The following is a 12,492-nucleotide window of genomic DNA, read 5'->3' as shown; positions in this document are numbered from 1 at the left end:
CTGGCTACCGCGATATTTGCCGTCCGTCGAGCCCCGTCGAACCGAATCCACCGCTACCGCGTGTTGTTTCGTTCAAATTCCCGGTTTCGACCAGCTTAATCCGGGTCACCGGCGCCACCACCATCTGGGCGATGCGCTGGCCGCGCTCCAGCACGACGGGCGCGTCGCTGAGGTTGATCAGCAGTACCTTCACCTCGCCGCGATAGTCGGAATCGACCGTGCCGGGCGCGTTGAGCACCGTCAGACCCTGCTTGAGGGCGAGGCCGGAGCGCGGGCGCACCTGCGCCTCGTAGCCTTCCGGCAAGGCGAGGCACAGGCCGGTCGGCACGGCGGCGCGGGCGAGCGGGGCGAGGGTCAGCGGCGCATCCTCGGGCAGCGCGGCGATGAGGTCGAGGCCGGCGGAGCCTTCCGTCGCGTAGTCGGGAAGAGGCAGGCCCTCGCCGTGCGGGAGGACGAGGACGGGGACGCGGGGGCTCACGGCGCTTGCACTCACGAGACGGTCTCCAGCGGGCCGAAGGTGGCCGCGATGCGGGCGACGAGGCGTTCGGCGACCTCGGTCTTGGAGGCCTCCGGCCAGTGCTCGACGGCCTCGGCGGTGATGAAATGCACCGCGTTGCTGTCGCCGCCCATCACTCCGCCGGGGATGCCGCTGCGCTGGGAAACGTCGTTGGCGACGATCCAGTCGCAGCCCTTGCGGGCGCGCTTGGCCTGCGCATAGGCGATGACGTTCTCGGTCTCCGCCGCGAAGCCGACGACGAGGCGCGGGCGGCGGTTCGACAGGTGCGAGACGGTGGCGAGGATGTCCGGGTTCTCGGCGAGGGCGAGCGGAGGAATGGCGTTGCCGTCCTTCTTCATCTTCTCGCCGGCGGCGCTGGCCGCCCGCCAGTCGGCCACGGCGGCGGCGAAGACGGCGGCATCCGCCGGCAGGGCGGCTTCCACCGCCGCCAGCATGTCGCGGGCGCTCTCGACATGGCGCACCTCGACCCCGATGGGATCCGGCAGGTTCACCGGGCCGGAGACGAGCGTGACCTGCGCGCCGGCACGGGCGGCGGCGGCGGCGATGGCGTGGCCCTGCTTGCCGGAGGAACGGTTGGCGATGTAGCGCACGGGATCGATGGGCTCGTGCGTCGGGCCGGAGGTGACGAGGATGTGCCGCCCGGTCAGCGGACCCGAGGGCACCAGCAGGCGCGCGGCGGCGGCGACGATCTCCAGCGGCTCGGCCATGCGTCCCGGCCCGTTCTCGCCGCGCTCGGCCATCGCGCCGGCATTGGGACCGACGAAGGCGACGCCGTCGGCGGCGAGCCGCGCCGCGTTGCGGCGGGTGGCGGCATGCGCCCACATCTGCGGGTTCATCGCCGGGGCGACGAGCACCTTCTTGTCGCTGGCGAGCAGTACGCAGGTGGCGAGATCGTCCGCGAAGCCGTGCGCCATCTTCGCCAGAAGGTCGGCGGTGGCGGGGGCGACGATGATGAGGTCGGCCTCGCGCGACAGGCGGATATGGCCGATATCGTGCTCGGCCTCGCGGTCGAAGAGGTCGGTGAACACCCGGTCATGGCTGAGCGCACCGGCCGCCAGCGGGGTGACGAAGTGCTGCGCCGCCTCGGTCATGACGACGCGCACCGCGGCCCCGCGCTCGCTCAGCCGGCGGATGAGATCAAGGCTCTTATAGGCGGCGATGCCGCCGCCTATGATCAGCAGAATGCGCTTCTGAGCGAGCATGCACTGTCCCCGCGACCGGTTGGCCTGCCCCTATAGCCTAGCCGCAAACTTCCGCAAAAAGCCAAACATGCCGGATCGCGTCCGGCCGAGACACACCGGCACTCAAAAAAGCAGGTGCCCGGCCAGCAGCGCGGCGATCACCCACAGCGCCACCGTCATCCAGCGATTGCCCCGCCCTTCGGCGCGGCCGATGGCCTCGGTGGTCTCCGGCGCCAGGGCGAGGCCGTCGCGCGTGGCGGCGTCGAGCTGGGCGGCGATGCGCTGGCCCTGCGCCACGAGGTCCGGCAGCGACTGGAGCGAGCGGCCGAGCGCGCCGAGCCCGCCGGCCACCTCCTCCATCCGCCCGACCGGACCGAGATTGCGCTCGATCCAGCTGCGGACCACCGGCTCGGAGGTCTTCCACATGTCGAGCTGCGGATCGAGATTGCGCGCGACGCCCTCGACCACGACCATGGTCTTCTGCAGGAGCAGCAGCTCCGGCCGCGTCTTCATGTCGAACAGCGCCGTCACCTCGAACAGCAGGGTGAGCAGCTTGGCCATGGAGATCTGGTCGGCGCGGCGCGAATAGATGGGCTCGCCGATGGCGCGGATGGCCTGCGCGAAATCCTCCACCGAATGGTGCTCGGGCACATAGCCCGCTTCGAAATGCACCTGCGCGGTGCGCAGCCAGTTGCGGGTGATGAAGCCGTAGAGGATCTCGGCGAGGAAGCGGCGCTCCTTGGGGCCGAGGCGGCCCATGATGCCGCAATCCACCGCCACCAGCTTGCCCTCGGCGTCGACGAAGAGATTGCCGGGGTGCATGTCGGCGTGGAAGAAGCCGTCGCGCAGCGCGTGGCGCAGGAAGGACTGCATCACGATACGGCCGAGCCGCGGCAGGTCGTGGCCGGCGGCACGCAGCGCGTCGAGATCGTTGAGCTTGATGCCGTCGATCCACTCGGTGGTCAGCACCTCGCGGCCGGTGCGGTCCCAATCCACGGCCGGGACGCGGAAATCCTCGTCCTCGCCGGTGTTCTGGGCGAGCTCGGAAAGCGCGGCGGCCTCCAGACGCAGGTCCATCTCCATCGACACCGAGCGGGCAAGCGTGTCGACGACCGCGACCAGCCGGAGCCGGCGCCCCTCGGGCGAGCTGTGCTCGCCGAGCCGGGCGGCGCGGTAGAAGGAGGACAGGTCGATGCGGAAGCGGCGCTGCACATCCGGGCGCAGCACCTTCACCGCGACGCGGCGCGTCGTTCCCTCGGGATCGACGACCTCGCCCTGATGCACCTGTGCGATGGAGGCGGCGGCGAGCGCCGGGCCGAAGGTGCCGTAGATCTCCAGCGCCGGCCGGTCGAAATTGCGGGCGATGGTCGCCTCCGCGATCTGCTGCGGGAAGGCCGGCATGCGGTCCTGCAGCAGCTCGAGGTCGCGGGCAAGCTGCGGGCCGACCACATCCGGCCGCGTCGCCAGGAATTGGCCGAGCTTCACATAGGACGGCCCGAGCCGCGACAGGGCGGCGCCGATGCGGGCGGCGCTCGACGCCGGGCCGCGCCGCTCGATGAGCTTCGCGGCGGCGAAGAGCGGCTCGGAACCGGGCGGGCGCATGGCCGGATCGATGCGCGAGGCCACACCTTCGCGTGCCAGCACGAAGGCGGCACGGGCGAGACGCAGATAATCACCGAAGGGGCTGGCCACGCCGTCAGATCCGCACGCCGGAATGCAACGCGACGATGCCGCCGGTGAGCGGCGTCCAGTCGACACGCTTGAATCCGGCACCGCGCATCAGATCGGCAAAGGCTTCCGGCGGCGGGAACTTGCGGATCGATTCGACGAGATACTGGTAGGAATCGGCATCGCCGGTGACGAGCCGGCCGATGCCGGGGATCAGCTTGAAGGAATAGGCGTCGTAGACGGCGTCGAGGCCGGGCACGTCGACGCGCGAGAACTCCAGCACGAAGCAGCGCCCGCCGGGCTTGAGCACGCGGCGCATCTCGGAAAGCGCCTTGTCCATGCGCGGCACGTTGCGGATGCCGAAGGCGATGGTGGCGGCGTCGAAGCTGCGGTCGGCGAAAGGCAGCGATTCGGCGTTCGCCTCGACGAACTCCACCCGGTCGGCGAGACCGAGCGCAGCGGCGCGCTCGCGGCCGACGCCCAGCATGCCGCCATTGATGTCCGCCACGGTGGCGCTGGTGCCCGCCCCGCCCGCCTCGACGGTGCGGAAGGAGACGTCGCCGGTGCCGCCGGCCACGTCCAGCAGCTTGAAGGAGCGGCCGTTCTTCGGCGGGCGCAGGCGCGAGACCAGAAGGTCCTTCCACGCCCGGTGCAGGCCGAGCGACATGAGGTCGTTCATCAGGTCGTAGCGGCGCGCGACCGAGTGGAAGACCTCGTCGACCATGCGCTGCTTCTCGCCCAGCGGCACGGTCCGGAAGCCGAAATGGGTGTCGGCGGCGCCGCCGTCGGCCAAATTGTCCGCAGCCATCTGCTCGCGGCTCCCGCGTTCGATCCGAAATCGGGGCGGACCATAGCGGAGAGGCCGCGCGCATCCAAGCGGCGGGCCGGGACGTGGTTACGGGGCAGCCATGCGGTGGACGGGGCGCGGTATCGCACCGACCAGCGGAGCCTCGGCCGGAGCGCCAGGCCGGCTCAGATCACCCGCACCAGCGTGCCGACGCGGACGCGGTTGTAGAGGTCGATGACGTCCTGGTTGCGCATGCGGATGCAACCCGAGGAGACGGCCTGCCCGATGGTGTCCGGCTCGTTCGAGCCGTGGATTCGGTAGAGCGTGTTGCCGAGATAGAGCGCACGGGCGCCGAGCGGGTTGTCCTCGCCGCCAGGCATGACGCGCGGCAGATCGGGACGGCGGTCGATCATCTCGGACGGCGGGCGCCATTCCGGCCATTCGGCCTTGCGGCTGATGCGCTCGCTGCCCGACCACTGGAAGCCTTCCTTGCCGACGCCGATGCCGTAGCGCACCGCGGTGCCGTTGCCCTGGATCAGGTAGAGGAAGCGCGCGCCGGTATCGACAATGACGGTGCCAGCCGGATCGGAGCTGGTGTAGCGCACCGTGTGGCGGTCGAACTTGCGGTCGACGCCGCGCGCGCCCACCGAGGCGCGATGCACCGGAAGCGGCGGTGCGGCGTCGTCATAATAGTCGTCGTCCGGCTCGTCGGCGTAGCTGGCCGGCTCGGGATCGGCGGAAGGGGCGACCGCCCGGCCGACCGCCGCGGAGGGCCGGGTCGCGCCGCGCACCGCGCCGGCGGTGGCCGCCCGGGCCGGGCCCGCCGCCGCAGCCGCGGCCTCGAAGCCGCCGGCATTGGCGCCAGTGCGGCCGGCGGGCGGGGCAGCGCCGTAAGCGGCGCGCCCGTTGCCATTGCCGTAGACGCCATAGCCGCCGGAGGGATGGACGGTGCCGGAGGGATAGACCGGGGCGGAACCCGGCCGCCAGGCGGAGCCGCCGGCCGCCGCCGCGCGCGAATAGAGCTGGTAGGAGGACTGGTAGCCGTAGACGCCGCTCTGCGCCGCCGCCGGCGAGAGTGCCGCGCCGCCGGCCGCCAGCGCGAGCCCGGCGAAGGCCGCCACGCACAGGCCGCGAAGAACTCGCGAACGCGGGAAAGAACGTAACGGAACGAGGCTCGAATCACCGCGCATGCAGCACCCCCGGGGAATTAACCACAGGTTGATGCCGTATGGTTAACGAAACCTTTCCCGGAGGCGCCGGCAAGCATTTCTCGGGAAGCACTTGCCGGGAAGCGTTTGCGCGCAAGCGCTTCCCGTGAGGGCGCGTCAGTCCCGCGCCGGCCTACGGGCAGCGGACATAGACCATGGTGCCGTAGCGGCCGGCGACTTCCGGATCCATCCACTTGAGCACCATGATCTGGCCGTCGAAGCGCAGCACCTCGCGGTCGGACTTGGCGCCGGCCGGCTCGTCCGGCAGGCCGATGAAGGTCGGGCCGGTGCCGACCTGCTTGGAAACCACTTCCGACGCCTGGGCGTCGTCGGCCAGATACATCATGAAGCCACCCGAGGGGCCGGCGTTGATGACGTAGGGCTGGCGGCAGCCCTGCCGCGCCTGCGCCTCGGTACGCGTCGCGTCCTCCTGCCGGTGATAGGCGGCGAGTCCCCACTTGCCGACCACCTGCTGGGCGGAGATCGGCGAGGTGAACTGCGGCCGGGCGGGCGCCGGCGGAGCCGCCTGCTGGGTGGCGCAGCCGGCGACGACAGCGGCAGCGGCGGCGGCGAGCGCCAGGCGGACGACACGGTGGGATGCGTTCATTGAGCACTCCGGGACGGATGGCTGCGGGACGGAGGAGCGTAGATGAAGCGCCCGGCCGTCACTTCAGATTCCTACTTCAGCATAATGATTGAGCTTTACGCCAGAAGGCCAGCCGAACATAGTCCGCCCGCGCCGCGACGTCGAACCCCTCCCCACCCGCATACCGGGAAAAACGGGGTGAGCGCCGGCCGGAGTGACCGACGTGACCGATTTCCTGATTCGACCGGCAACGGATGCCGATGGCGATGCCATTGCGGCGCTGATCGAGGCCGCCTTTTCCGAATATGACGGCTGCATCTTCGACCGTGCCGCCGAATTTCCCGAGCTCGACGCCGTCGCGACTCACTTCGCCGGGCGCGGCGGCATCATCTGGGTGGCGCAGAGCGGACCCGACGTGATCGGCTCGCTCGCCGTCGCCCCCAGCGCCAACGAGGACGCGCCGGCCGGGACGATGGAGCTGTTCAAGGTCTACGTGGCCCGTACCGCCCGCCGGCGCGGCGTCGCCCGCGTCCTGTTCGAGCACGCCTTCGCCCATGCGGAGGCGGCCGGCGCGCCGGAGATCCGGCTGTGGACCGACACGCGCTTCACCGATGCCCACCGCTTCTACGAGCGCTGCGGCTTCCAGCGCCAGCCGGGCGCCCGCGAGCTTCACGACCTCTCCGACACCTGGGAATACCCCTACCGGCTGGCGCTGACGGCAGCCGGCGCGCCCAATCCTTCCCGTCCAGTCCCCATCGAAAGCTGATCCCATGTTCCGCTTCCAGGTCGGCCCCGCTCTCGTGGCGGTGACCGGCATCGGCTTTCTGTCGGTCATGGACGGGCTGGTGAAACACGCCGCCACCGAACATGCCGTGGGACAGATCGCGACCATGCGCTACGCCTTCGGCGCGCTGGTGGCCTATCTCGTCTTCCGCGCCACACGCACGCCCTGGCCGAATCGCGCCACGCTGACCCCGCATGCCTGGCGCTCGGTGGTGGTGGCGCTCACCTCGCTGACCTTCTTCTACTCGCTCGCCTCGCTGCCGCTGGCGGTGGCGCTGGCGCTCTCCTTCACCTCGCCGATCTTCATCGCCCTGTTCGCGGCGGTGATTCTCGGCGAGCGGCCGGGCAGGTCCATCTTCGTCGCGCTGGTGCTCGGCTTCGCCGGCGTGCTGGTGGTGCTGTGGAACGAACTGAGCCACACCGGCGAGGAGGCGACCAACGCCCTCGGCCTCGCCGCCGCGCTCGGCGCCGCCGTGACCTATGCGCTGTCCATGGTGGTGCTGAAGAGCCGGGCGGCGCGCGACCCGCTGCCCACCATCGTGCTACTGCAGAACAGCTTCGCCGGCGTGCTGGTGGCACCGCTCGGCATCGCCCAGTGGACGGCACCGACGGGCAGCGAGATCTTCCTCTTCCTCGGCATCGGCATGCTCGGCACCGCCGGGCACCTGTGCATGGCCTGGGCCTATGGCCGCGCCGACGCCAGCCGGCTCGGCGTGCTGGAATACACTGCCTTCGTCTGGGCGCTGTTCATCGGGCTGCTGGCCTTCGGCGAGATTCCGGCGATCAGCACGCTCGTCGGCGCCGCCCTCATCGTCGGAGGCGCGCTCATCGCCTCGCGCCGCGCCAGGCCCGCGCGCGAGCCCGAGGTCGAGATCGGCCCGTAGGCGCCATCCATGCGACGACGGGACTGGACCCCGTGTGAGGAGGCGATAGGTTATCGGGCACGCCGTCCTCCCCCGTCGGCGTGCCAGAATGGAGTGCCGTGATGCGTCCTTCGAATGTCCTGCGCAGGGCGCTGCTCGGCGCGGCGCTCACCGCTTCCCTCCTCGCCATCCCCGCTTTGCCGGCCCGCGCCGCGGAGCCGATCCGCATCGGCGAGCTGAACAGCTACAAGGCGCAGCCCGCCTTCCTCGATCCCTATCGCAAGGGCATGCAGCTCGCCGTGAAGCAGATCAACGAGGCCGGCGGCGTCGATGGGCGCCCCCTCGAACTGGTCTCGCGCGACGACGGCGGCAACCCGGGCGACGCCATCCGCGTGGCGGAGGAACTGGTGACGCGCGAGGGCGCCGACATCATCGCCGGCACGTTCCTCTCCCATGTCGGGCTGGCGGTCGCCGACTTCGCCAAGCGGCGCAAGGTGTTCTTCCTCGCCGCCGAGCCGCTGACCGACAAGCTGACCTGGGCGGACGGCAACCGCTACACCTTCCGCCTGCGCCCCTCGACCTACATGCAGGTGGCGATGCTGATGCCCGCCGCCATCGGGGCGAAGCGCAAGCGCTGGGCCATCGTCTATCCCAACTACGAATACGGCCAGTCGGCCGCCGAGACCTTCAAGACGCTGCTCCGGGCGGCGCAGCCGGACGTCGAGTTCGTCGCCGAGCAGGCGACCCCGCTCGGCAAGGTCGATGCCGGCCCGGTGGCGCAGGCGATCGCCGACGCCAAGCCGGACGCGGTGTTCAACGTGCTGTTCGGCCCCGACCTCGCCAAGTTCGTGCGCGAGGCCAACACGCGCGGCACGCTGGAAGGCACCTTCGTGGTCAGCCTGCTCTCCGGCGAGCCGGAATATCTCGATCCGCTGAAGGACGAGGCGCCGGTCGGCTGGGTGGTGACGGGCTATCCCTGGTACGCCATCACCACCCCGGAACATCAGGCGTTCCTCGCGGCCTATGTCGACGCCTATGGCGAGCCGCCGCGGCTCGGCTCGATCGTCGGCTACACCACCATCAGGTCCATCGCCGCCGGCGTCGCCAAGGCGGGCGGCACGGACACCGAGAAGCTGGTCGATGCCTTTGCCGGGCTGGAGGTCGACGGGCCGTTCGGCCCCTTCACCTACCGGGCGAGCGACCACCAGGCGACGATCGGCGCCTTCGTCGGCACGCTGGCGCTCCGGGACAGGCAAGGGGTGATGGTCGCCCCCGTCTATGTCGACGGCGCCAGCGTACTGCCCTCCGACGCCGAGGTGAGGAAGCTGCGGCCGGCGGCCGACTGACCCCCGGCGGCGGGTAGACGGATGTCGCTCGATTCCCTCCTGTTCCAGGCGGTCAACGGCCTCGCCTCGGCCTCCGGCCTGTTCCTCGTGGCGGCCGGCCTGTCGGTCATCTTCGGCGTCACCCGCATCGTGAACATGGCCCATGGCTCGTTCTACATGCTGGGGCTCTATATCGCCGTCACGCTGGCGCCGTTGCTGGACGAGCGCTTCGGCGGCGCGGCCGGCTTCTGGGGCGGCATCGCCGGCGCAACGCTGGCGGTGGCGCTGCTGGGAGCGGCGGTGGAGCGGGTGCTGCTGCGCCGCCTCTACAATGCGCCGGAGCTCTACCAGCTGCTCGCGACCTTCGCGCTGCTCCTCATCATCAACGATGCCGCACTGTTCCTGTGGGGGCCGGAGGACATTCTCGGGCCGCGCGCGCCGGGCCTTTCCGGCTCGGTGGAACTGCTCGGCCGGCGGCTGCCGCAATACGACGTCTTCCTCGCGCTGATCGGTCCGGTAGTGCTGGTCGGGCTGCACCTGCTGCTGACTCGCACGCGCTTCGGCCGGCTGATCCGCGCCGCCACGCAGGACCGGGAGATGGTGGCGGCGCTCGGCATCAACGAGGCGCTGCTGTTCACCGCCGTCTTCGCGCTCGGCGCCGGCATCGCCGGCTTCGGCGGGGCGCTGCAGATGGCGCGGGAACCGGCCAGCCTGTCGCTCGACCTCTCCGTGCTGGGCGAGGCCTTCGTCGTCGTGGTGGTCGGCGGCATGGGCTCGATCAAGGGCGCCTATCTCGCGGCGGTGCTAGTGGCCGAGGTGAAGGCGCTGTGCACCGCGCTCGGCGTGATCGAGATCGCCGGTTACACCTTCAACATGTCGCGGCTGACGCTGGTGGCGGAATTCCTCGTCATGGCGGTCGTCCTCGTCCTGCGTCCCCACGGCCTGTTCGGCCGGGCCCTGCCGGCCACGAAGGCGGGAGAGGCCGAGCCTCCGCTCCTGCCGCTCGACCGGCGCGGACGTGCCCTCGTGCTGGCGACCATCCTGCTGTTCGCCGCCATGCCGCTGATCGGCATGCTCTTCCGTTACGCGCCGGTGCTGGCGCTCGACATGGTGATCGCCGCGCTGTTCGCCGCGTCGCTGCACTTCATCATGGGGCCGGGCGGCATGGCCTCCTTCGGCCACGCGGCCTATTTCGGCCTCGGCGCCTACGGCACCGCCTTCGCCGCGACGCAGCTCGGCCTTTCCACCCCGCTCGCCTTCGCCACCGGCATCGGCACGGCGGCGGCCGGGGCGGCGCTGTTCGGCTGGTTCTGCGTACGGCTGGAAGGCGTCTATTTCACCATGCTCACCCTCGCCTTCGCGCAGATCGTCTGGTCCATCGTCTATCAGTGGGAGGACGTGACGGGCGGCTCCAACGGCCTGTTCGGCGTGTGGCCGGACTGGCCGTTCGACAGCCGCGCCGGGCTCTATCTCGCCGCGCTCGCCGTAGCGCTCGGCGGGCTGGCGCTGCTCCGGCGGATCGTCTTCGCGCCCTTCGGCCTGGCGCTGCGGGCGGGACGCGATTCGCGCCTGCGGGCGGAGGCCTCCGGCATTGCGGTGGCGCGCGTGCGCTGGCTCGCCTTCGCGCTCGCCGGCACGCTGTGCGGCGCGGCCGGCGGGCTGTTCGCCTTCGCCAAGGGCTCGATCTCGCCCGAGGCGATCTCGGTGGGACGCTCCATCGACGGGCTGGTGATGGTGCTGCTCGGCGGCGTGCAGAGCCTGATGGGCCCCCTGCTGGGCGCCGGCGCCTTCACCCTGCTGCAGGACACGGTGATGCGCGAGACCGACTACTGGCGGGCCCTGCTCGGGCTCGTCATCCTCATGCTGGTGCTGCTGTTCCCCTTCGGCATCGCCGGCGGGCTGCGCCGCGTGGCCGGGCTGCGCGACATGGCGAGGCCGCGCCGGACGGGAGGCGCCCGATGAGCGCCGCCCCCTCCCCCGTGCTGGCGGTGCGCGGCCTCGCCAAGAGCTATGGCGGCGTGCGGGCGCTGGACGGGGTGAATTTCGAGATCGCCGCCGGGGAGCTGCTGGCGCTGATCGGCCCCAACGGCGCCGGCAAGTCGACCTGCTTCAACATCGTCAACGGCCAGCTCCGGCCGGACGCCGGCACGGTGCATATCCTCGGCCGCGACGTCACCGGGCTCCCGCCACGCCGCATCGCCGGGCTGGGCGTGGGGCGGACCTTCCAGGTCGCCGCCGTCTTCCCCTCCATGAGCGCGCTGGAGAACGTGCAGATGGCGCTCATCGCCGTCCGGCGCGGGGTGTTCGGCTTCTGGCATCCGGCCCGCCGCATCGCCCGCGAGGAGGCGCTGGCGCTGCTGGAGCAGACCGGCATGGGCGCGCAGGCGCAGCGGCCGGCGGCCGCGCTCGCCTATGGCGACGTGAAGCGGCTCGAACTCGCCATGGCGCTCGCCGGGGAACCGAAGCTGCTGCTGATGGACGAGCCGACCGCCGGCATGGCGGCGGGAGAGCGGCGGGAGATGATCGCGCTGGTGCGTCGCCTCACCCGCGCCCGCGGCCTCGCCGTGCTGTTCACCGAGCATTCGATGGACGTGGTGTTCGGCCATGCCGACCGCGCCATCGTGCTGGCGCGCGGGCGGCTGATCGCCGACGGGCCGGTGGACGCGGTGCGCCGCGACCCGCTGGTGCGCGAGGTCTATCTCGGCGGTACGCGGCCGGGACGGGAGGCGAGGCCATGACGGCATCCCCCGTGCCGACCGCGATGGCGCCCATGCTGGAGATCGACGGGCTCGACGCCTGGTATGGCGAGGCGCAGATCCTGTTCGGCCTGTCGCTGACGGTCGGGCGCGGCGAGGCGGTCGCGCTGGTGGGGCGCAACGGCGCGGGCAAGTCGACGACGCTGAAGGCGATCATCGGGCTGGCGCGCCGGCGGGCGCGGCGCCTCGCGCTGCGCGGCGCGGACATCGCGGCGCTGCCGACCCACGCCATCGCCCGGCTGGGCGTCGGCTACGTGCCGGAAGACCGGCGTATCTTCACCGAGCTGACGGTGGCGGAAAATCTGGACCTCGGCCGTCGCACCGGCGCCTCCGACGCCGCGTCCCGCGGGCCGCGCTGGTCGGTGGAGGACGTGGTGGCGCTGTTTCCCAATCTCGGCGGGATGCTCGACCGGCCGGGCGGGCAGATGTCCGGCGGCGAGCAGCAGATGCTCTCCGTCGCCCGCGCGCTGATGGGCGACCCGGCGCTGCTGCTTCTCGACGAGCCTTCCGAAGGGGTCGCTCCAATTGTTGTCGAACAAATGATCGACGCCCTCCTCCGCCTCAAGGCCAGCGGGTTGTCGCTGCTGATCTCCGAGCAGAACTCAGCGTTGTGCGAGGCGATATGCGAGCGCGCCTATCTCATCGAGCAGGGTGAGTTGCGCTGGCAGGGAGCCATGGACGGGCTGGCGGCGGCATCCGAGACTGCGGGAATCTTCGGAAAAATTTAGCCAGTTTGGCCGAAGATTTGAAACATCCGTTTGCGAGCCGGCTCAGCTGTGCTCTGATGACGGCGATGGCGACTATCTTCGGGGGGAAGA

Annotated in this window: 12 protein-coding genes; 6 read left to right on the top strand and 6 right to left on the bottom strand. The window is 70.9% G+C overall.

Features of this window, described 5'->3' with window-relative positions:
* Nucleotides 1–4: 4 nt before the first annotated feature.
* The 6 genes from dut to STARVERO_RS01205 all read right to left on the bottom strand — a co-directional run bounded on the left by dut (nucleotide 5) and on the right by STARVERO_RS01205 (nucleotide 5,968).
* Nucleotides 5–478: a dUTP diphosphatase gene (gene dut, locus STARVERO_RS01230; RefSeq protein ID WP_144344066.1), complete on the bottom strand. Its 474-nt coding sequence runs from the start codon at nucleotides 476–478 to the stop codon at nucleotides 5–7.
* An 11-nt stretch (nucleotides 479–489) separates the two neighbouring features.
* Complete coding sequence (gene coaBC / locus STARVERO_RS01225) at nucleotides 490–1,719, bottom strand: bifunctional phosphopantothenoylcysteine decarboxylase/phosphopantothenate--cysteine ligase CoaBC (RefSeq protein WP_159597624.1); 1,230 nt, start codon at nucleotides 1,717–1,719, stop codon at nucleotides 490–492.
* 102 nt (nucleotides 1,720–1,821) lie between these two features.
* Nucleotides 1,822–3,390 carry a 2-polyprenylphenol 6-hydroxylase gene (gene ubiB / locus STARVERO_RS01220; RefSeq protein WP_159597623.1) on the bottom strand — a complete coding sequence of 523 codons (1,569 nt, stop codon included), beginning with the start codon at nucleotides 3,388–3,390 and terminating at the stop codon, nucleotides 1,822–1,824.
* Between the two features lie 4 nt (nucleotides 3,391–3,394).
* A complete protein-coding gene (gene ubiE, locus STARVERO_RS01215; protein ID WP_159597622.1) occupies nucleotides 3,395–4,174 on the bottom strand; it encodes a bifunctional demethylmenaquinone methyltransferase/2-methoxy-6-polyprenyl-1,4-benzoquinol methylase UbiE in 780 nt (259 codons plus the stop codon).
* A 164-nt stretch (nucleotides 4,175–4,338) separates the two neighbouring features.
* Nucleotides 4,339–5,274: a L,D-transpeptidase gene (locus STARVERO_RS01210; protein WP_244616485.1), complete on the bottom strand. Its 936-nt coding sequence runs from the start codon at nucleotides 5,272–5,274 to the stop codon at nucleotides 4,339–4,341.
* Nucleotides 5,275–5,494: 220 nt separating this feature from the next.
* Nucleotides 5,495–5,968 (bottom strand): hypothetical protein, encoded by a 474-nt coding sequence (locus STARVERO_RS01205; protein WP_144343829.1) that lies wholly within the window; start codon nucleotides 5,966–5,968, stop codon nucleotides 5,495–5,497.
* 202 nt (nucleotides 5,969–6,170) lie between these two features.
* Here STARVERO_RS01205 and STARVERO_RS01200 point away from each other — a divergent pair, with 202 nt between their 5' ends.
* From STARVERO_RS01200 to STARVERO_RS01175, 6 genes are all read left to right on the top strand, one after another.
* Nucleotides 6,171–6,713 (top strand): GNAT family N-acetyltransferase, encoded by a 543-nt coding sequence (locus STARVERO_RS01200; RefSeq protein WP_159597620.1) that lies wholly within the window; start codon nucleotides 6,171–6,173, stop codon nucleotides 6,711–6,713.
* Nucleotides 6,714–6,717: 4 nt separating this feature from the next.
* On the top strand, nucleotides 6,718–7,614 hold the full coding sequence (locus tag STARVERO_RS01195; protein WP_159597619.1) for a DMT family transporter: 897 nt from the start codon (nucleotides 6,718–6,720) through the stop codon (nucleotides 7,612–7,614).
* Nucleotides 7,615–7,715: 101 nt separating this feature from the next.
* Nucleotides 7,716–8,939, top strand: coding sequence for an ABC transporter substrate-binding protein (locus STARVERO_RS01190; protein ID WP_159597618.1), 1,224 nt, complete (start codon nucleotides 7,716–7,718; stop codon nucleotides 8,937–8,939).
* 21 nt (nucleotides 8,940–8,960) lie between these two features.
* A complete protein-coding gene (locus STARVERO_RS01185) occupies nucleotides 8,961–10,880 on the top strand; it encodes an ABC transporter permease (RefSeq protein ID WP_159597617.1) in 1,920 nt (639 codons plus the stop codon).
* The gene (locus STARVERO_RS01180; protein WP_159597616.1) at nucleotides 10,877–11,656 is read left to right on the top strand and encodes an ABC transporter ATP-binding protein; all 780 of its coding nucleotides are present in this window, start codon (nucleotides 10,877–10,879) and stop codon (nucleotides 11,654–11,656) included. The genes STARVERO_RS01185 and STARVERO_RS01180 overlap by 4 nt, the downstream gene beginning before the upstream one ends.
* A complete protein-coding gene (locus STARVERO_RS01175; protein WP_244616478.1) occupies nucleotides 11,653–12,402 on the top strand; it encodes an ABC transporter ATP-binding protein in 750 nt (249 codons plus the stop codon). The genes STARVERO_RS01180 and STARVERO_RS01175 overlap by 4 nt, the downstream gene beginning before the upstream one ends.
* The last annotated feature ends 90 nt before the right edge of the window (nucleotides 12,403–12,492 follow it).

The sequence above is a fragment of the Starkeya nomas genome (genome assembly GCF_902703545.1).
GTDB classification, from domain to species: domain Bacteria; phylum Pseudomonadota; class Alphaproteobacteria; order Rhizobiales; family Xanthobacteraceae; genus Ancylobacter; species Ancylobacter moscoviensis.
This window is presented reverse-complemented; position numbering and strand designations above follow the sequence as displayed.

What these genes read in the sequence shown, in the direction of transcription:
- coaBC (WP_159597624.1), bottom strand. Translation starts at nt 1,719, where the DNA reads ATGCTCGCTCAGAAGCGCATTCTGCTGATCATAGGCGGCGGCATCGCC.
- ubiE (WP_159597622.1), bottom strand. Translation starts at nt 4,174, where the DNA reads ATGGCTGCGGACAATTTGGCCGACGGCGGCGCCGCCGACACCCATTTC.
- STARVERO_RS01205 (WP_144343829.1), bottom strand. Translation starts at nt 5,968, where the DNA reads ATGAACGCATCCCACCGTGTCGTCCGCCTGGCGCTCGCCGCCGCCGCT.
- STARVERO_RS01195 (WP_159597619.1), top strand. Translation starts at nt 6,718, where the DNA reads ATGTTCCGCTTCCAGGTCGGCCCCGCTCTCGTGGCGGTGACCGGCATC.
- STARVERO_RS01190 (WP_159597618.1), top strand. Translation starts at nt 7,716, where the DNA reads ATGCGTCCTTCGAATGTCCTGCGCAGGGCGCTGCTCGGCGCGGCGCTC.
- STARVERO_RS01185 (WP_159597617.1), top strand. Translation starts at nt 8,961, where the DNA reads ATGTCGCTCGATTCCCTCCTGTTCCAGGCGGTCAACGGCCTCGCCTCG.
- STARVERO_RS01180 (WP_159597616.1), top strand. Translation starts at nt 10,877, where the DNA reads ATGAGCGCCGCCCCCTCCCCCGTGCTGGCGGTGCGCGGCCTCGCCAAG.
- STARVERO_RS01175 (WP_244616478.1), top strand. Translation starts at nt 11,653, where the DNA reads ATGACGGCATCCCCCGTGCCGACCGCGATGGCGCCCATGCTGGAGATC.